Origin of the sequence: Pseudomonas sp. 18-147, from assembly GCF_051048045.1 — a bacterium.
Classification (GTDB): Bacteria; Pseudomonadota; Gammaproteobacteria; order Pseudomonadales; family Pseudomonadaceae; genus Pseudomonas; species Pseudomonas aeruginosa.
In genome coordinates, this window is record NZ_CP182296.1 from 22307 (window position 1) to 41931 (window position 19625).

Annotated in this window: 19 protein-coding genes; 17 read left to right on the forward strand and 2 right to left on the reverse strand. The window is 57.2% G+C overall.

Translation table 11 applies throughout. The annotated features are described in order from the left end of the window. The first annotated feature begins 3 nt into the window (after positions 1-3). From ACM0M4_RS00075 to ACM0M4_RS00155, 17 genes are all read left to right on the forward strand, one after another. Complete coding sequence (locus ACM0M4_RS00075; RefSeq protein WP_065085115.1) at positions 4-336, forward strand: hypothetical protein; 333 nt, start codon at positions 4-6, stop codon at positions 334-336. 11 nt (positions 337-347) lie between these two features. Further along, entirely contained in the window at positions 348-719 is a 372-nt protein-coding gene (locus tag ACM0M4_RS00080; RefSeq protein WP_065085116.1) for a hypothetical protein, read from the forward strand. Between the two features lie 93 nt (positions 720-812). Continuing rightward, complete coding sequence (locus tag ACM0M4_RS00085; RefSeq protein WP_260330243.1) at positions 813-1172, forward strand: hypothetical protein; 360 nt, start codon at positions 813-815, stop codon at positions 1170-1172. Next, positions 1165-2307, forward strand: a complete 1143-nt coding sequence (locus tag ACM0M4_RS00090; protein WP_260330244.1) for a hypothetical protein — start codon at positions 1165-1167, stop codon at positions 2305-2307. Before ACM0M4_RS00085 ends, ACM0M4_RS00090 begins: the two co-directional genes overlap by 8 nt. A 13-nt stretch (positions 2308-2320) precedes the next feature. Continuing rightward, positions 2321-2767, forward strand: coding sequence for an antitoxin Xre/MbcA/ParS toxin-binding domain-containing protein (locus ACM0M4_RS00095; protein WP_052150881.1), 447 nt, complete (start codon positions 2321-2323; stop codon positions 2765-2767). A gap of 101 nt (positions 2768-2868) precedes the next feature. Beyond that, a complete protein-coding gene (locus tag ACM0M4_RS00100) occupies positions 2869-4323 on the forward strand; it encodes a DUF3375 domain-containing protein (protein WP_034070160.1) in 1455 nt (484 codons plus the stop codon). Continuing rightward, positions 4320-5075 carry a DUF4194 domain-containing protein gene (locus tag ACM0M4_RS00105; RefSeq protein WP_221345465.1) on the forward strand — a complete coding sequence of 252 codons (756 nt, stop codon included), beginning with the start codon at positions 4320-4322 and terminating at the stop codon, positions 5073-5075. The genes ACM0M4_RS00100 and ACM0M4_RS00105 overlap by 4 nt, the downstream gene beginning before the upstream one ends. Next, entirely contained in the window at positions 5068-8454 is a 3387-nt protein-coding gene (locus ACM0M4_RS00110; RefSeq protein ID WP_221345466.1) for an ATP-binding protein, read from the forward strand. Before ACM0M4_RS00105 ends, ACM0M4_RS00110 begins: the two co-directional genes overlap by 8 nt. Continuing rightward, positions 8451-9644 (forward strand): DUF3322 domain-containing protein, encoded by a 1194-nt coding sequence (locus tag ACM0M4_RS00115; RefSeq protein WP_221345467.1) that lies wholly within the window; start codon positions 8451-8453, stop codon positions 9642-9644. Before ACM0M4_RS00110 ends, ACM0M4_RS00115 begins: the two co-directional genes overlap by 4 nt. Positions 9645-9729: 85 nt before the next feature. Next, the gene (locus tag ACM0M4_RS00120; protein ID WP_221345468.1) at positions 9730-10779 is read left to right on the forward strand and encodes a phosphoribosyltransferase-like protein; all 1050 of its coding nucleotides are present in this window, start codon (positions 9730-9732) and stop codon (positions 10777-10779) included. Continuing rightward, positions 10754-11407 (forward strand): NADAR family protein, encoded by a 654-nt coding sequence (locus ACM0M4_RS00125; RefSeq protein WP_231240503.1) that lies wholly within the window; start codon positions 10754-10756, stop codon positions 11405-11407. The genes ACM0M4_RS00120 and ACM0M4_RS00125 overlap by 26 nt, the downstream gene beginning before the upstream one ends. Positions 11408-11490: 83 nt before the next feature. Then, the gene (locus ACM0M4_RS00130; RefSeq protein WP_231240502.1) at positions 11491-12588 is read left to right on the forward strand and encodes an ATP-binding protein; all 1098 of its coding nucleotides are present in this window, start codon (positions 11491-11493) and stop codon (positions 12586-12588) included. Between the two features lie 23 nt (positions 12589-12611). Beyond that, positions 12612-13172, forward strand: a complete 561-nt coding sequence (locus tag ACM0M4_RS00135) for a winged helix-turn-helix domain-containing protein (RefSeq protein ID WP_034070155.1) — start codon at positions 12612-12614, stop codon at positions 13170-13172. A gap of 289 nt (positions 13173-13461) precedes the next feature. Next, positions 13462-13794: a YegP family protein gene (locus ACM0M4_RS00140; protein ID WP_024916274.1), complete on the forward strand. Its 333-nt coding sequence runs from the start codon at positions 13462-13464 to the stop codon at positions 13792-13794. 154 nt (positions 13795-13948) lie between these two features. Further along, positions 13949-14761, forward strand: coding sequence for a hypothetical protein (locus tag ACM0M4_RS00145; protein ID WP_024916273.1), 813 nt, complete (start codon positions 13949-13951; stop codon positions 14759-14761). Positions 14762-15288: 527 nt separating this feature from the next. Continuing rightward, a complete protein-coding gene (locus tag ACM0M4_RS00150; RefSeq protein ID WP_221345469.1) occupies positions 15289-16308 on the forward strand; it encodes a hypothetical protein in 1020 nt (339 codons plus the stop codon). 236 nt (positions 16309-16544) lie between these two features. Beyond that, complete coding sequence (locus ACM0M4_RS00155) at positions 16545-17612, forward strand: hypothetical protein (protein ID WP_221345470.1); 1068 nt, start codon at positions 16545-16547, stop codon at positions 17610-17612. Between the two features lie 454 nt (positions 17613-18066). Here the strand turns inward: ACM0M4_RS00155 and ACM0M4_RS00160 are convergent, their stop codons facing one another. Continuing rightward, on the reverse strand, positions 18067-18840 hold the full coding sequence (locus tag ACM0M4_RS00160; RefSeq protein WP_003100265.1) for a lysophospholipid acyltransferase family protein: 774 nt from the start codon (positions 18838-18840) through the stop codon (positions 18067-18069). 11 nt (positions 18841-18851) lie between these two features. Next, positions 18852-19388, reverse strand: a complete 537-nt coding sequence (gene gmhB / locus ACM0M4_RS00165) for a D-glycero-beta-D-manno-heptose 1,7-bisphosphate 7-phosphatase (protein WP_004351911.1) — start codon at positions 19386-19388, stop codon at positions 18852-18854. Positions 19389-19625 lie beyond the last annotated feature (237 nt).

The window sequence follows — 19625 nt, forward strand, 5'->3', positions numbered from 1 at the left end:
ATCATGCTGACACTGCGAAAACGGCAACAACTGCTGACGGCACTGCTGGAAGACTATCCCGAGGAATACATTGACGGTTACGTAATCGACGCCCGCATCGATTGCCATTGCCTGAGCGGATACATCTACAAAGCGCTCGGTTACGACAATGGCGAGCTGTTCACCGCCGACGTCGAATGCATCGTGCGGTACGCGCGTCGCTACGTTGTGCGCACTCACCACGCGGCGTATCTGATCGTCAATTTTCACCCCCAGGGCGGTCGTCGCTCGCTCCGCGAAACGCTGGCGATCTTCACGCGCGGTACCGCGCTGTCGACGCCGTTGACGCGACAGTGAACAGGAGCGTCATGATCATGCCGCAAGCCCCTGAATTGTCGGTGTATGCCGCGCGCCGGTTGGCGGCGGCTGGTCGTTATGTTTTTACCTGGCCAATCACGGCGTATCTGACGGATGTCCTGCTTCTGGCCAGGTGCGCCACCGGGCGCACTTACCACGATTGCCGGGCCGACGCCTGGGGGCAGTTTCACGATGGGCATCTCATCTGCACGTCAGCGATCTGCTTCGCCGAGCAATGCGGCCCCTACTGGTGTCTGCACACTGCCAGTGGCAGCGTCTATGTCGTGGTGACTTTTGCGGCGTGGGACGGTCGACCATCGCTCACGCGCTGGCTGGCGTCCGTCGCGCGCGGGCGAGCGCCGACTCCAGCGGGGCGGCACTGAGGGCTGGTTGGGGATTCGAACCGACCTCGCATAACACCGAATCGGTTAAACGGCGGAACAACCTCTCCCACCCAAGAGGCAGGAGTGATCGTGATGAGTGAGCAGAGCCAGACGAATTCCGACATCCACTGCGCGGTGTACGGAGATGCGACGCGCGTGCCGAACTATGGCCAGCAGTTCGGGACCTTGCATGCGCAGTGGGGTATGGCTCGAACCATGACGGCGAGTGTTACCGCGTGTACCTGTGTGAGTCCTGCTTATTTGCGATGCGGCAGCAGCGTCGAATCTACACGATGTTCGATGATGACCAACCGGCGGATGAGCAGGTCTTCGGCCGGGTCGCCCGCGATGATTTCCGGGGCGAGTTCTAACCTACGTTCGCTGCGCGGTAACACCAAGGTGGCTGCCGTCCACCAGCCGCAGGCGATCCACAGGGGGCCAAGCGATGCGTGAACAGTATGACCGAAGCCAATTGCTCGACGAGGTCTGGGCCGAACCGGTGAAGGTGGTAGCGCCACGCTATGGCCTATCCGATGTCGGCTTGAAGAAACTCTGCGCACGCTTGCAAGTGCCGACGCCGGCACGTGGCCATTGGGCCAAGGTGAAAGCTGGACGTGGTGTACCGCCAAAACCGAAGCTGAAGGATTTCAAAGGTGATCCCCGTCAGTTGCTTAAGCCGTTCGTTCCGCCAGCGGCAAGGGTGCCAGAGCCGGAACTGGCAGATCAGCGTTTTCAGGCGGTGGAGGCGCGGGAAAAAGACCCCGCGCATCGCATCACCGTCCCAGTCCGAGTGACCCGCTGGCACCCGCTGGTTACGGCCTCCCGCGATGCCCTCCAAAAGCCATATAAGGACAGTCGCGGCCTCCCGCTACCCCACGGCAAAGGGCTCGACATTGTTGTATCGGCAGCGCAACGCCTCCGCGCGTTACGCTTGGCGAATACGCTGGTTCAAGCTTTGGAAGCGCGCGGTTTCCTCCTAGTGGCCGGGAGTCGGCATCTAGAGGTGGAGGTATTCGGGGTGTGCCTGTCTTTGAGCATCGTGGAGTCAACCACGCGCGCTGACTATGTACCCACGGCCGCTGAACTGGCGGAGAAGGCACGTCGAGGATGGGGCTACTGGCCTCGATACACCTACACCCCCTCGGGGCGCTTGGAAGTTCGAGGTGACGGCGGGTATGGCGGCTTGATTCGGGACGGCGCACGCCAGCAAGTCGAGGAGCAGCTTAACAAGCTGGTCATCGGGATGGCCAAGCGGGCCGTGGGTATCCTCTGCTACCGCGAGGAGCGGGCCCGCGCAGAAGCGTTACGAGAGATTCAGCGTCGCGAAGCGCTGGTGCAGAAGGCACTCCAGGAAGCGGAGCAGCAGAAGCTAAAGGAGCTTCGAGCCGCTGCGCGGCGCTGGCAGGAGGCGCAGCTGATCCGAGCCTACCTGGATGCCGTCGAGCAGGCTGACCTAGTGCGTGGAGATGGCTCCAGTGAAGCGCAGCGGGCTTACCTGCACTGGGCGCGGGCGAAGGCCGATTGGCTGGACCCCCTGGTCGACGCCCCCGATCCCCTTTTGGACCAGGTCATTCAGGTGCCGTACTAAGGGAGGCCGTGGCGTGATTGAACTGAAACCCTACCAGCCAGTTGGGCTCGAAGATTCTAGCTACTGGGAACAAGTCGGGGTACCCGCGCGGGGCGCAGAGCTTTACCAGTGCGTAAAAGAAGGATTCGACTATGCGGTGCTTGAGCGCTTGGCAGTGGTTTCCGAGTTTCCCTGCCGGACCTTGGCGATGATGGTGGGATTATCCGCCTATGCAGTGCGCCAGGCGCGGAGACGTGGCCAATGGTCGTCGATGCAGAGTGACCGGTTGTTTCGCTTAGCGCGTGTGCTTTATGCCGCGCAGGACCTGTTCGGCGGCGATTGGACACAGGTCCGTCATTGGTTCGTCACTCCACAGCGTGGGTTGGGTGGAGGGCGTCCAATCGACTGGCTGCTGACCGAAGTAGAGGCGCGAATGGTGCTAGATCTGATCGGTAGGATAGGCCATGGTGTGGCTATCTGACCTACTGAAACCCAGCAGGTTTTCCGGATATGGTGTGCGGAAATGGCAGGGTCGCCTCTGAGGCCAGCACCTAACCTGATTCGATACACAAGGAGGTGTCGATGAGCCTACATGAGCAGCAGGCGCGTTTCAGGCGACTGCTCTTCGAACATGCGGCGTGGCGTCTGCTACACGCAGAGAATGCGCCCATCATTCTTGCCTTTATCAATGATCTCTTCGCTCAAGACAGCGAAGTGCCATTCGGGAAAGCACGTGTCGCGCTAGAGGCGGAGCTTCCGATCTGGCAGGAGGTCTATGGCCTGCACGACAACGCGGGCACCTATCTGCGCCAATGGATCCAGGCGGGCTGGTTGCGCGAGCTTGATGACAAGCTCACCCGAACCGATGCCTTCGAGTTGGCACTGCGCTTTGCCCAGAGCTTGGATCAGCGAGACAGTAATACCACGGCCTCCCATCTGCGTATTGTGCAAGACACCGTACGAGATTTGGCTGTCGCCCTGAGCCCAAACCCGGAAGAGCGAATCACTCTGCTGACGGCCCGCCGGCAGGAACTCGATCTGGAGATTGAGCGCTTGCAGATGGGCGAGGTGCCAGAGCTGAGCGCGCCGGAGCAGCGTGAGCGCATCCGGGGACTGTATCAGTTGACGTCAGTGCTCACGGGCGACTTTCGCCGGTTGGAGGACGAAATTCGCCAACTAGATCAGCGTATGCGGATCCGCATGATCGAGTCGGAGTCTGGGCGCGGTGAGGTGGTGAAGGCGCTGATAGAGCATGAAGGTGAACTGCTCCAGACCGATGCCGGACAGGCCTTCGACGGCTTCTATCAGTTGCTCTGTGATCAGAATCGAATCACTGAATTCCGTGAGCAAATCCGCTCGATCTTGGCACGTCCGGCATCCCAGTATCTGAAGTCAGACGAATTGCGTTACCTATCCCATCTGGTCCGCGAGTTGGGCAAGGAAAGTGAGCGGGTATTCCAGGTCCGTCGCCGGACCGAGGAGAGCCTGCGGGCTTTTGTGGAAAGCGGCGTTCAGCAAGAGCGCCGTGCAGTCGAGCGACTGCTTCGCCAACTGGAGCGGCTGGCGGTGAATTTCAAAGACCAGGAGGTGAGCCTGCGCGAGCCGGTAGTTGTGGACCTCCCCACGGGCAGTCTGCGCGTGCGTTCTCCGTCCAGTATTCACCTACGATTGCCTGAAGAACGCCTGGATACGCGGCAGGTGGCCGCAAATACCAATAGTCACGTCGCCAGTCTCGGCATGCTGGATCACCTCAACACGGTCAAGGTGCTGGAAGTGGCCCAGGATGTGAAGCAGTTGCTCACTGAGCACGGCCCGATGACGGTGGCGAGCATCGTTAGTCACCGCCCCATCACCGGAGGATTGGAAGAGCTGGTGGCGCACGTGCGGATCGCCAAAGCAGTCAGCGCTGTGGTGTTGGAACACCCTGAAAGTCTGGTGGTAGTGGATCGGACCGGCAATTGGATTCGGGCCAACATTCCCTCTTTGCTGATGTCCGCCGAGCAGTTTCCAACGGATTTGGAGGAACTCGCCTTATGAACGAGGAAGAGCAGCATTCCCAACAGGCCCCTGCCCTGTTCGACCAGTATCGAGCGAATCGGCCTGACACGCCGTCAGTCAGCGGTGAGGTGGAGACGTTTGGGGATGCTCCCGTTGAGCCGCCCGTCGTTGGGGACTCTGAGGTCGGCATGCCACTGGAAGCTAGGCGCGCCCTGGTGCTGTTACTCCGCCAAGGGGTGGTGATGGCCGATAGCAAACGCCTGGCGTTCGAAGCGCTGTGCCGGCACGAGGGCCTGATCGCAGAGCACTTGGGCAACATGTTCATGCGCATGTTGTTGGACATGAAGGCCGGTATCGCCATCCTGCTCCAGCAGGAGGTGGCAGAGCAGGGCGAGGAGGCCGACGAAGCGTCACGCCTGATCAACAAGCGCACGCTCAGCCTCTATGACACGCTGCTGTTGCTGGTGCTGCGCAAGTACTACCAGGAGCGAGAAACAGCGGGCGAACAGAAGATCATCATTGATATCGAGCGGATCGAGGCATTGATGACACCCTTTTTGCCGCTGACCTACAGCTCCCGCTCCGAGCGGAGGACGCTCAACGGATCGCTTGCCTTGTTGAAAGATAAGCGTCTCATCAGTGCGGTCCGTGGGGATGACGAGCGGTTTGAGATCACCTCGGTGATCCGCTATGTCGTCAATGCCGATTTTCTTGAACGTCTGTTGAAAGAGTACGAACGCCTAGCCGGTGATGCGGACGTCAAAACGGGCGAAGAGGTGCAGGATGCTTGAGGCAAGCGAGGTAAGTCTGAGTGAGTTGTTCAGCACCGGTCAGATCCGTCTAGCCGAGCTGTCGGTATACAACTGGGGCTCCTTCCATGGCCTGCATTCCGCGAAGATTGACCCCGAGGGCACCCTCATTACCGGTGACAACGGTGCAGGTAAGTCGACACTCATTGATGGGTTAATGGCGCTGCTGCTGCCCTCAAGCAAGGCGTCGTTCAACATCGCGGCTGCTCAAGGGGACCGTACGGATCGCACCTTAATGTCCTATGTGCGAGGAAACTATGGCAAGGCCCATGATGGCAGCGAGACGGCTACCCTGCTGAAACGCTCAGGGGCGACCGCAACGGGACTTAGGGCGCTGTACCAAGCGGACGATGGTTCGAAGATCACCTTGGCGGCCCTGTTCTGGATTACCCAGGCCAGCAACTCGCTCAACGACCTCAAACGCCTTTTCGTAGTGGGTAAGCGCGATGTGGGCTTGGATGAGCTGTTGCATCTCTTCGGTGAGGGCAATGCCCGTGTTCTGAAACAGCACCTCAAAGAGGACCCGCTGGTCGAGGCGTTCGATTCGTTTACCGAGTATCAAGAGACCTATGTGCGGCTCCTGCGCATGGAGAACCGTAACGCTCCTGCCCTGCTCTCCCGGGCGCTGGGTTTGAAGAAGATTGATGACCTCACCAGCTTGATTCGAGATCTGGTCCTGGAGCCCAGTCAGGTCAAGGAGCATGCCCGGCTTGCGGTCAGTGAATTCGATGACTTGGTCAGCGTCCATAGCGAACTCGATGATGCTCGGCGGCAGCGGGATGCCCTGATTGAGTTGCCAGAGACCAGCCAAGCGCTGAATCAGGCCAGGGAGGAGATGCGGCGGATCTCATCTGAGCTAGCCGGCCTGCCGGTCTACTTTGGCGAACAGTGCTCTCGACTGTGGCAGATGCGCCTGAAGCAATACGAGGCGGAACTGCTTCAGTTGGCAGAGGAAATGACCCGCCTTGGAGCTTTGGAGGAGCAAGCAACGGACCGGGTACAGGCATTGTTCCATGCCTACCAGTCGCAAGGTGGTGAGCGACTAGAGGGGCTGCGGAAGGACTTGAAAGCGGCAACGCAGGTGCATCACGACAGCGTGCGCGATGCGCGCCTGTATCAGATGGATGTACGAGACCTTAGTCTGCCCGACACGCTGTCGCTCGACGTATTCAAGCAAAACCAGGTGAGAGCACAAACGGAACTGGCGGATGTGCCAGCGTTACGTCAAGCGCGCCAGGATCAATTCGCTTCGTCGGCAGCGAACCTCTCCCGTGAGCAAACACAGCTCAAGGAGCTGGTAGGTGAAATCGAAGACATGGAGTCGCGACCGGACTCCAACATTGAACCTTCCTATCAGAAGCTCCGCGACCAACTGGTAGAGAGCTTGTCGCTAGATCCTGCGGAGGTTGTTTTCGTTGGCGAGCTTATCGATGTCCTGGAGGCGCATCGGCCTTGGCAAGGCGCCATTGAACGGGCGTTGGGAGGACATCGCACCACACTGCTGGTGCCTGATGAGCGATATCGCCTAGTGACCAAGTGGCTGAACACTCGCCACACGGGTCTCCATGTCAGGGTGCAGGTTGTTCGGCTGAACCAGCATCCGCAGGTTGCTGAGTTCCTACCGGATGGCTTTCTAAAAATGCTGGATTGGAAGCCGCACCCCTATCGTGATTGGCTGAAAAAGCACCTCTCACGCTTCGACCTGCACTGTGTGGCATCGACTGAAATACTGGACCAGACCGACTTTTCGATGACCATCCAGGGCCTGGTGCACTTGGATAAAGGGCGATTTGAGAAGAAGGACCAGCAGCGCATTGATAACCCACGTTTCTGGTGTTTGGGATTCAGTAACAAGGGGCGTCTAGCGGCGTTAAGGAAGGATCGTGTCGAGTTGGAGGCAGAGGTCAAGAAGCTGGCCCAGCTTACGGCAGATGCGCGCACGGCCATGGACGACCTCGAGAAGCACACTCGGGTATGGGAGCGCATCGCCCAGCTCACCTGGGCGGCAATTGATGTCCAGTCAGCGCAAGATCGGATGCAGTCGCTGAAGGCGGATCTAGAGGCGCTTGAGCAGCCTGATAGCGAGCTGGGAGTGGCAAAGGCACGGTGGGAGCAGGCTGGTGCTGAACTTAAAGAGATCCAAGAGCAGAAGGGTGCTGTCAGCAAAAGGATTGGTGGGCTGGATAGCAATGTGACTCAGGCGAACCAGCAGCTGGACCAAGCTTTCGAGCAGGCTAAGGCTGGGTTGACAGATGAAGTACGTGAGTTGCTCATCCTACGTGTTGGGCAGCTACATCTTGAGGACTTGGATGGTGTTGCAGAGCTTGAAGGTCGCCATCGTTCAGAGCTGGAGGACACGCGAAAGCGAACCCAAACCCGTGAGGTTAGGGCTTCTACTAAGGCGAGCGGAATCGTCTCCGATTTCAAGGCGAAGTGGCCGCTCATCGCCAATGATTGGCTCGCTGGCGTCGATGGTCTGGAGGAGTATCTCGATCACCTGACCCACTTGGTACAGGAGGGATTGCCAGACCTGGTGGAGCGTTTCCGAGAGCGCTTGAACCGCAACGCAACCCAGTCGCTGGCGCGAATCAGTCAAACGATTCAGGCCGAACGTGAGGACATCCAGGACCGAATCGAAACGATCAACGATGTCCTGGAGCGCACAGAGTTCAGGCAGGGAACCTACCTTCGTCTGGGAAGCCGGGCAGAAACCTTCGAACACGTGAAAGCGTTCAATGGGCAGCTAATGCGTGTGCTGGCGCGAGCCGGTAGTGACGATCATGAAGCTCGCTTTGTCGAGCTGAAGGACCTTATTGAGAAACTGGAGAAGGCCACCAATCCTGCGACCTCGGGCAATCTGGAAAGTCTGCGACTGTTGGACTCGCGCTACCAGCTGTCCTTCTTCGCCGAGGAGGTAGAGAAAGGCAGCAAAAAGGTACGCGATGTGCTGGAGTCTTCCAGCGGTAAGTCAGGCGGAGAAAAGGAGTCGTTTGCCGGCACCATCGTAGCCGCCAGCTTGGCTTACGTGCTGACGCCTGACGGCAGCGACCGTCCGCTCTACTGCACTGTGTTCCTGGATGAGGCGTTCTCCAACACCGCCGAGGCGGTGAGTCGCCGGGTGCTCAAGGTCTTCCGAGAACTGAAGATCCACGTGAATCTGATCACTCCATACAAGAACCTCAACCTTGCACGTGAATCGGCGCGCTCGCTGTTGATCGCAGAGCGTGACCAGGAAAAGCATGAGAGTCGGCTCTGCGAGGTCACCTGGGAGGAAATTGACGAGCAGCTGGCGCGTCATGAACAGCAGGGTCTGCAAAAGGCAGCCAGTTCACTAGGCATCGAAGTGGAGCCAGCTCTGTGAGGGATTGGGGACGGCTTCCAGATGACGTTGTTGAGGAGCTGCGCCGACTGGAGTGGGACCATACAGGCCGGCTGCGGGAGCGACTCTTGGGTGCGCGACCTTTTCCCATTCCTTGCTTGCTGAAGCCGCCAACCGGTAGCCAGGCGCTTGAGGATCTTGACCATTTCCATGGCTATATCGCGGCCTGGCGGAAATGGCCGTGGCCCCATCAAGTGGCATGGGTGACGAAGCGATTTCGGCAACTGGGTGAATGCGAAGTCCCCATCAGGTTGGAGATCGAATCAACGCAAGCCCTCATCGCTGCGCTGGGGGCTGAGGCTGTTGAACGAAGCAGGGGCTGGGCGGAGCGAATGGAGCCGTTGCTCTCGTTGGATAAGGCTCTGTTCACTACCCTCATCAAGCAGCTTGGAGAGCTGGAGAAGCTCTGCATGACTGACATCCATTTGCTTGCGTGCCTGCTGCCGCAACTCCAGTGTGGAATGGGCCAGCGTCGATACTTGCGTGCCCTGCCACTACAGAGGGTGGATACGAAGTTCGTGGAGCTGAACCAGAGCCTAATTGCCGCTCTCTTGGATTCGATGCACGACCAAGAGGTTTCCGCTCATGGCGGGTTAGAGGCTTGGCTAGGCTGCCGCGCCACGCCATCCAACTGGCTTCACGTGAAACCACTTTGCCCTGACGTGAAAGGCCGCCTTGCTGGGCTTGATCTCGTTCGGCTGTCCTTTGAGCAACTGATGACCTATCCGTTGCCCGCTCGGAGTGTGCTGGTGATCGAGAATCTCCAGGCTGGCTACGGACTTCCTGAGCTACCAGACACCATTGCAGTGTTCGGAGGAGGGGCAAATACCGCCTGGCTACAAGCCGAGTGGCTGAAGGACAGAAGGGTAGGTTACTGGGGGGATCTCGATACATGGGGGCTGAAATTCCTCGCCGATGCACGGTTGAGGCAGCCCCATGTTGAGGCAGTGATGATGGATCGCGACACGCTGATCGCCCATGTTGAGCGCGGGGTGTGCGAAGATCGACCAGCCGAGCTACCGGACTACGGCCTGACTCGTGCCGAGCGGTCCCTGTTTGAGGAGCTGCGTTCTGCTACACACGGAGTTGGTCGACTAGAACAGGAGCGGTTGTCGCAAGACTACGTAGAGCAGCAACTAGCCGCCTGGACTCATGCCTCTGCTGGGTTATAGTGGCATCTGGCTACTCATTCAGCCCCCGCAGCATGGTGTTGTGAGGTGGCTTCAGTAGAGGAATCGACAGGCAGGAGGCTAGCGAGTGGGAGAAAGAGAAGATCTCTTGGCATCTATTGCCAATACCATCAGTACGTATCGAGTGGGCGAAATCGCCCAACCTACGCCAGATCATGTCGGGCGGTGGGTAAGCCAGTTCACACCAGAGAATCAGCTTTCGTTTCTTCGTGAATTTGATCACGTGATCCGCCAGACCTTTCTGACGAAAGAGGTCGTGACGCGCTTTCTGAGCAATCTAGTCACGAACGAAAAATTGGCAGGCCAGGATCCAAGAGCATACTGGGCCCGTGCCAACTTCCTGCGGGTTCAAAAGGCGGGACAGAGCCAGAAGGAAATGCTTAGCCTCTTTGGTGAGGTGCTTCAGCAGCAATGCGGCCTACAGCTTGCTGACTGTGGGGTAGAGGGCGGCGATTTCATCTACCTTGACGATGTGCTTTTCACTGGTGGGCGGGTGGCGACGGATCTTCAGGCCTGGATTACCGACAGGGCTCCGGCGAACGCGGTTGTTCATGTGATTCTGATGGCCTACCACACTAGCGGCCACTACTACATCACGAGCAATCGATTGAAAAAGGCCATAGAGGCCTCGGGAAAGAAGGTTCAGGTCCATTTCTGGCGCTTGGTCGAGCTAAAGAATCAGAAAAGCCAGAAAGATTCTTCCGACGTGCTATGGCCCGCAGTGGTTCCTGAAGTGGCTTCTGTGCAGGCATACGTGGCCTCAGAGCAGAGATTCCCTCTTGTCCTGAGAAACGCGGGCGGAGCTTTGGGGGTGTTCAGTTCAGAGCAGGGGCGCCAGCTGCTGGAAACCGAGTTCTTGATCGCGGGGGTCAAGATCAGGTCGCTGACCCAGTCTCCCAAAGACTTCATCAGGCCGCTTGGTTGTGGCAGTTTTGGGGTAGGCTTTGGATCATTAGTAGCAACGTACCGGAACTGCCCCAACAATTGTCCATTGGCTTTATGGTGGGGTGACCCCCAGGTCAATGCGGGCGCGCTCCATTGGTACCCCTTGTTGGCGCGTAAGACCTACGCAGCGCCAGAGAATATCTTCAATGTCCTCGATGACCTCACCGCGTAAGACGACAAGAGATCTGCGCACCTATCACAGGGCGGAGGTCGTTGTTGTCTACAAAACGCGAGAGAGCTTCGGTGGCTTGTCCAATATGGCTTCGGGATTTCCGCTTCTAGTTAATGGAGTTCGGATACTGACATCTGAGGCGCTCTACCAGGCATGTCGGTTTCCTCATCTGCCAGAAGTGCAGAGAGCCATCATAGGTCAGCACAGCCCAATGACGGCGAAGATGAAGAGCAGGCCTTATCGCAATGAGTCTCGCTCGGATTGGGACTTGATTCGTTTCAAGGTAATGCGTTGGTGTCTCCGTGTGAAGCTAGCGCAGCATTACGAGGCGTTCGGCCAGCTACTGCTGGCCACGGAGGATCGCCCCATAGTTGAGCAGTCTCGTAAAGACGATTACTGGGGAGCGAAATCCAGTGGCGTGGCCGACGAAGTACTGATCGGCGAGAATGTTCTCGGGCGGTTGTTGATGGAGCTACGGGAGCAGCTCAAAAGAGATAGCAAGGGACGACTGAAGACAGTCGCGCCGTTGGCAGTTCGGGATTTCTTGCTGCTAGGGAGTCCTATTGCAATGGTTACTGAGTCTCCTTTTTTGCGAGAGGGCAAAGACCAGCAGCCTACTCTGTTCTAGTACTCAGCAAGACTGACGTGGTAGAAGCCGCGTGAGGTACAGCATCTGTCTGCCGAGCTGTGCTTAGCCAAGGAAATAGGTGGTTGTTTACACAGATGATTGCTGAAATTGCACGATTCCTCCGGTCAAACTCCGGTGCTAAGGGAAAGGAAATCGCACGGCAGCTGGGTATGGAGAAGGGGGCAGTGAACTCCCTTCTTTATAAGGTTCCCCAGATGTTCGTTCATGACGATGAACATTGCTGGTCATTGGTAGCACCACACAAGCTGACCCTGGTTCTTGAGGAAGAAGCTTGGGTCAGGGCCTCCTCATTTGAAGACGTGCTTGCAGTAACAGGATCGCCTCTGGATGAACCCGTCTCGGAGGTCGAGTTCGTAGTGCCTAAAGGCTGCAAGATCATGATCGACGCAGCGGCGCGCATCCTTGCGCTGTGTAATCAAACGGTCAAGATTGGGAAAACCGTCTCGATTGATTTCAGCGCGTGCAAGGCGACGTTGACGTACTTCAATCGACTAGGCTTTTTTGATCACCTATCAGGGATGGTGAACGTGGTTCCGGAGCGTCCTTCCCAGTCAGGCGCGGCAACCTACCGTGGCAATAATGACGGTGTGGTCGAGCTTGCTTCGATTGACCCCCGCATTCCCGATGAATCCATCCCCAAACGCTTGAAAAACAGTCTGGTGAAGTGTGCCGGTGAGCGATATTCGCAGTCCGCGTTTACGTTCATTTCTGAGCTGTTCGGCAATGTGCGGGATCATGCAAAGTCCGAAATTCCGGGCTTTGCGGCTCTTCAGCACTACCCGAAAGGTGGCAAGATTCAGACGGTGATCTCTGACAGCGGGATTGGCATTGTGGGAAGCCTTCAGCCCGTTCTGGCGCACAAGTACCAGGCGCTTTCTCGAACGCTCGATTTTTCGAAACCTGAGGCAGGCCCAGAACTGGTATTGCACGTGTTTAAGCAGGGGCGAATCTCCAGCTCTGATGATGATGGCCGGGGGCTCGGGTTGAAGCGAAGTGGTGACGTAGCCGCCGATTTCAACGCCACCGTTACGGTCCGGCAAAAAAACTTCGAGCTGACAATGGTTTACAGCGATGGCCGACTCAATCGCAGTGACCATCGGCTAGATATGCCGACCATCCTAGGTACCCATATCTGCTTCGACTTCTTAATTGACAGCTAAAGCTCTCTCGTTAAACTGAGCAAATGAATCAGAAATCCATCACTGTCAAGCTAGTAGACTTCACTGAGGATGACCACCCCTTTGGCAACGTCCAGGGTAAGGCAACCTTTGGGAAACTACTCGAATTCGTTGATACCCATCCGCAGTACTCCATTTTTGGAGTCTCTCTCGCTGGCATCGAAGCGACGGATGCGTCCTTTCCGCGAGAAAGCGTGGTGGCTGTCGCCAAGCTTTTCAGGGGCGAGCGCGGCTTCTTCCTTAAAGATCTCAAAAGCCGAGATCTGCTGGATAACTGGAACTATGCAGCACAGGCCAAAGAGATTCCTCTGACTGTCTGGACCTACGACGGCTATGACTTCATTGGGCCCGAGATTAGCCCTTCCACCAGAGAGCTGTTGGATTGCGTGCTGTCACAAGGCGCGGTTACTGCTGCCAAGGTAGCGGAAGCCCTGCAAATCTCGGTTCCGAATGCCAGCACTAAGCTGAAAAAGCTCAAGGATCAGGGTTACATCCTCCGAGCCGAAGAGACAGCCGAGTCAGGTGGTATTGAGTACGTCTATCTCGCTATCGGTGATTCTGCTTAAACTGCTTTACAAAATCAGAATTGGGGAGTAGCGTTTGCTTCGACTCCAAGGGTTTTTCGTAACCCCTGGTTAAACTGGATCAGTAAAGCAGATTGGTGATCGATATGGCGACAAATCCTCCAGCAGGTGACGGGCACCGCAATGGTGCGGTACGTCAGCGCTCCCAAACCCAGACCCCGTCTGGTCATTGGGTCAAACGCGACACGGAAACCGGCCAGTTCATGGACGTGAAAACGTCGGACAAAACGCCGTTCAAAGGCGTCCGGAAAGAGAAATAGGAGAGCTACGCATGAGTGCGAAATACGAAATTTTCCTGGGGGCGGATCGCCAGTATTACTTCCGCTTGAAGGCGCCGAATGGGGAGAAAATCCTGGCAAGCGAGGGCTATACCACCAAGGCGAATTGCCAGAATGGTATCCAGTCGGTGAAGGCCAACTCCCCTTATGACGTCAACTACAAGAAGCTGACGTCGGTTAACAACCAGTACTACTTCACCCTGCATGCAAGCAATGGGCAGGTAATTGGCAAGGGCGAAACCTATACCACCGCTCAAGCACGGGATGGCGGTATCGTAGCGGTCAAGGCATACGGCCCCAGTGCTCCGGTGGTCGATCTCACTTAACCGGTCGTACCTGTGAAAGCCCCCGCGTTGCGGGGGCTTTATTTGAGCAGATGATGCATGAGTAAGGCGGGCGCAAAATTCGAGCGCATTATGGGCCCTACTCAGCAGTTGGTTACCTGCTATTGATTGTTGACGGCATAAGCGAAGGCATTGGATGGATGTAGCAAAGTGCACTCTGGATGGCGACGAATATTCCGCAGTGAAATTCGCCAAGCTGCCGCCTTCCGAAATAGCCATCAAGCGTCGGCACCTTATCTGTATCAGATGCAGTACTCGGGCAATTTTTGTCAAAGAGGCTCGAAGTGGCCAAGGCCCACATTTTCGTGCACGGCCCCATGTAAATTGCGCGCTCGCGGCGCCAGAGTCTGAGCAGGGCGAAGGTGGCGGCGAAGATAAGGACATGCTCCGTAACCCTGGAGATCACATTGTTCTGGACCTTCGATATGGGGCTGCGGAACAGGTTAACGGTGATCCAGAATCGGGTGCTGAAGGTGGTACCAGAGGCGGTCGGTATGTTGGGTCAGGAGGTAATCGGCGGGCGATTTCTAGGCGTAGGCTACGGCCTATTTTGAAGAATTTGATTTTCTCGGAAGAGTTTAGGCGTTCAGATCAGACCATTGAGCTTCCGGACGTTAATGCTTTTCGAGTGCGTGACCTATTTGTCAACTTCTCCGATGTCACCGACGCCCATGTTGGCAGATTTAGAGGATTCTGGGGCGATATTCAAGATATCCGCCAAGGTAGAGATAAAGAGCACTGGATCAACACCGGCGACAAGGAAGACGTAAGTGTGGTGATCGGACAGGACATTTGCGCAGCGTTTCTGAGCTATCACCGCGTCAGTTGGTCGGAGCTTGAGGGTATGCATTTCCTGGTTTTCGGTTGGTTGAACCAGGGGCGGAAAAATAACAAGCTTTGGATTCGCCCCCGAGGTATAGAATTCACCGCCATTTACGATGGGATGTGAACTATTCAGTCTCTCTATGTAGGCTTGCCGGACGTACCAGCATTGCCACCCGACCCTGCTGGTTGAGCGAGCTACGTAAACAAGGGCGGAGGTCTCTTGCCCGCGACGTACGCAGCTGGCAGGTGGATTTGCTGTTTTCGATTGATTTGCTCGTCAGCTAATCAATCAAATTTAGCTAAGCGTTCCGGGGACGGGTTAGGTGCAATCTCCTCTGCTACCGGAAAAATCAGCAAGGAAGTTTTTTACAAATGTCTGACGTTATCGTGAGCCATAGTTTTCATCCGGTGGGCCAGGGGCTATTTAGCACCGGGATGATTTATTCTCCGGGTCGTGAGGGGCCCTTGTTTGTTTGGATTTATGACTGTGGTACCACTTCTTCGCAGTCATACCTGGATGACGCGTTGCACAGGTTCTCGACGGTCCAGCATGTAGACCTCGTTACCATTTCGCATTTTGACAAGGACCACATCAGTGGCATGGTCAAGCTGCTTATGAGGGTCTCGGTCGAAGAATTACTATAGCCGTACATGCCGCTCTGGCAGAGGCTCGTCCTGATAATTGAGGCGGGCATCACGTTTAGAGCACCCTTAGCCCGATTCCTCCTGGACCCTGTTGGGTTCATCTCAGAAATTCCGAATGCGAACGTCAAGCGCATTCTGTTTTCTATGCCCTCAGGTGATGCAGGTGAGTCAACTGACCTTCCTAAGCCTGACGGAAGCCAGCCGCTGGATAAACAGAGCAATACAAAGCAAAGAAAAGAAGAGCGAAAATCCGACAGTGGGCGCAATGGCAACAGGCTAGAGATTGAAATCGAGGCCATCGATGAGACGAGCCTGCCACCGGAAGATGAGAGGCGCCGCTACAAAGAAGAGGTCAAGGCAAAATCGGGCATTGAAGTGCTGTACCTGAGACCAGGTTCTGCCATTACAGTGGCCGGTTTCTGGGAATTCGTACCGTACAACGATGCAAGCCTCGCAGGTAAGGTGTCCAAAAGCTTTAAGGCTCGTGTAGAGAAGCTTCGCCACGACCTGCTGAATGAGCAAGATCCAGATGATAAAGCCTTGGCGCTGTATGGACTGAAGAAGGCATATATCAAGACGTTCGGCTTCGGTTCGGAGGAGCGGAACGTAATTTCTCTCTTCCTATTTGCCGGCTTGATCAATCGGGACCACTATTGGGGCCCCAGCACAAGCTACACATACGGGTACGCTCGGCACGCCTACACCTTCGGCACGCCGTGTGGTGGAGTGCTGTATACGGGAGACGGCTACCTAAATAGCCAGTCTCGCTTTGATGCTTTACATCAGTACTTAGGTAAGGAGCGCATGCAAAGTATTCACGTACTTCAGGTGATGCATCACGGCTCCAGAAGTAACTGGTTCCCTGGTATAGCCGCAAAAATTAGTCCCCAATACAGTGTTTTCTGCTCAGACCCGGCTCACCGTGGCTACAAGCATCCTCATGCAGAAGTGCTGAGAGATTTTTGGGGGTTTGGGCCTGTTCAGGTTGATAAGAACAATAGAGTCGATTTCGAGATGCACCTGTAGCGGCACCACTGAGCGCCTCCCGACTCTTGGCCGAAAGTGAGTCGCGGCTTACTCGACGCGGACTGGACCTCTCGCTAGAATCACGTGCAGGCGCCAGCCCAACTTGCACACGAGTTAAAAACGGCGATTCACCTTCTGCTTTTCTTCTCTCTAGCTGAGAAACCTTCCAAGCCTGCCGTCCGGGGCTTAAACGTGTGCCGACTGCTCCGAGTACGTCAGGCGACGAGGACGGTTTCATGGCTATCAAAAATCTCGCGTACACAACGAAGCAACAGCTTGAGTCGGCGACTCATCTGGCATTTCGTCATTCCCACGTCATCGAGCTACTGGCGGCTAGCTTTGGGTTCAAGTCCAGTGCAGCGCTGACCGCAAATCACGTCATCGTGAATCTGCGCTATGCCATTGAGCCTCGCCCGGACGACCTACTGCTTCTCCAATCACGGCTAGTGGCTCTGGGTTATCAGGCGGTAGCTGATGTTGCTGGGAGCGTGCTGCTACAGATCCTCAGAGAACATCGGCTTGGCGCCGCTGCAATCGAGCGAGTCCCAGACCTGCTTGATGGTGCTTGCTGGGAGTCCGAAGACGTCGAGTGGGGAGATGAGGGCGACGAGCCCTACGAGGATTTCATGTCTGCCATCGATCTCGATGGGACTGAGCTGTTGATGGAAGGGCTTGAAGCGGCGGCTCGACGAGGAAATGCGTCTGCGCATTTCGCGTTGGCACATATATATAGAAGGGATGAGCATTCTGACCTTGAAGGATCAGAGTATTGGTACTCCCTCTTGAAACAGGGGCGTCCCCTTCAGGGTATCGAGTTGGAATGGGCCCTGGCCTACGAGCGCGAGAGAATGCAGGCGGAGCGTCATGCGTATCATCTGGCCGAGGCTGCCAAATTGGGGCATCGGGCCGCTCGATTAGCTAGAGCTGTTAACGGCGCCCACAATGCTGAAGGCGAGGAGGATTTTGAAGAAGCTAAGCAGTGTTATCTGGAAGCTGCTGAGCTGGGCGATGTCGAGGCGATGCTGGAGCTGATCGAGGTCTATGATCAGGAGAACACGAAGCAGAATTGGATCTGGGTGTACCTTTCGGCGCGCTTGGGAGAGGACCTGCGGGAAAGCTCTTTGCGTGTCTATCACGACGGCGGCATGTTCGCAGACGAAGACTACGATGACGACCAAGGTGGTCCGATGTATGTTGCAGGACATGAGGGTATCGAGCTTGAGCCGCTGAGCGCCGCAGAGGATGCTGAAGCGAGGCGTCTCGCGGACGAGTATTTCAGCCGCATCGATCCCGCCGGCAGGTAGCTGCGTAAAGCGACATTTATTGAAGCCAGAGTGCTGGGAAAGGACATTAATTCCGGTCGGGAGGCGACACTTTTAGCGCCCATAACGCCTCTGAAACCCCTGATTTTTCTGGAGGGGGTAGCGACAGGTTATGTGCCCCTCGACAGGTCGGCAGACCGACCCTCATGGAAACCCCGGCCTGGCGCCGGGGTTTTCTTTTTGCGTCAGGTAGCCTGGATATGTGCCTTGCCAAGGTGTGGCCGAGCCCCGGTTGCTCGCCAGCATTGGCACCCTGGACCCAGGCCTCCTGGCGGCGTGGCACCGCTTCTGTGGGCAGCGGTCGTCGGTCGGTTCGGTCGATCGTTGCCAGCCGGCCTTGCTTTGCGCCTCGCGTGAAAACAAGAAGCCCCGCTATGGCGGGGCTTCTTTTATCGAATCGGCGCACAGTGCGCCTTGCAGGGGGCTTTGCGGCCCTTCACGAGACCACCGACGGCTCCGGATGGCTGACCCGCTGCTGGATGGGGCTGATCTCGGCCATGGTCTCGCTGACCCAGGCTTCGGCGCGCTGGTTTAGCTCGGCGATGGCGCGCGGGCCTTCGCCTTCGGCGTGCATGGCCGGGCCGATCACCACCTGGATGGTGCCCGGGTACTTGGCCCAGCCGGCCTTGGGCCAATACTGCCCGGCGTTGTGGGCGATCGGCAGTACCGGTAGCCCGGCGTTGACCGCCAGGGCGGTGCCGCCGCGGGAGAACTTGCCCATCTGCCCCACCGGAATACGCGTGCCTTCCGGGAAGATCAGCACCCAGGCGCCTTTCTTCAGGCACTCGTCGCCCTGCTTGGCCAGTTGCTTGAGGGCCAGCTTGGGCTGGCTGCGGTCGATGGCGATGGGCTTGAGCAGGGCCAGGGCCCAGCCGAAGAACGGCACGTAGAGCAGCTCGCGCTTGAGTACCTGGCTGAGTGGCTCGAAGAAGCCGGAGAGGAAGAAGGTTTCCCAGGTGCTCTGGTGCTTGGAGAGGATCACGCAGGGCTTTTCCGGGATGTTCTCCAGCCCGCGCACCTCGTAGCGGATGCCGGCGACCACGCGGGTCAGCCAGATTGCGAAGCGGCACCAGTTCTGTACCACGAAGCGGTAGCGGGCGCGGAACGGCAGGATCGGCGCGATGAAGAAGCTGAGGGTGCCCCAGACGAACGCGCTGGCGGACAGCAGCAGGTAAAAGAGGACGGTTCTGATGGCCTGCACTGTCGACATGTATTCTGACCTTACTGAAGTAATGCGCTGGCGACTGCCGCCAGATCGTCGAATATCAGGGTGCCCTCTGGCAAGGGCTTGCCCAGCGTACGTACACCTTTTCCGGTCTTTACCAACACCGGCTGACAATCGACGGCCCGCGCCGCCTCCAGGTCACCGATGCTGTCGCCGACGAACCAGATACCCGACAGATCGACCCCGTAGTGCTCGCCGATCTGCCGCAGCATACCCGGCTTCGGCTTGCGGCATTCGCAGCCGTCGTCCGGTCCATGCGGACAATAGACGATGAGGCCGACCTCGCCGCCCTGCTCCGCGACCAGTTCGCGCAAGCGCGCATGCATGGCCTCGAGCACCGCCAGGTCGTAATAGCCACGGGCGATGCCGGACTGGTTGGTAGCCACCGCGACGGTCCAGCCGGCCTTGCTCAGGCGGGCGATGGCCTCGATCGAGCTGGGGATGGGGATCCACTCGTCGAGGGTCTTGATGTAATCGTCGGAGTCGAGATTGATGACTCCATCGCGGTCGAGAATCAGCAGGGAACGGGACATCGATGCGCAGTTGGCCATGAACGGAAAGGATCGATTCTACCTCAGCCAGCCGGAGCATCGCGGATGGATCGACGAGCCCCCTACGCTGGACAATCTGTACTAGATTCAATAATGGCAATGGAATGGCAATCCCAGGCCAGGGAGTCATTTGGCACGCAGCAGTGGGTGTCTCGGAGTACGTGCGAACCCCTTGGCGGGTGGATCACCGGAGTAACGCAGTAAGCGCCTATCGCATGC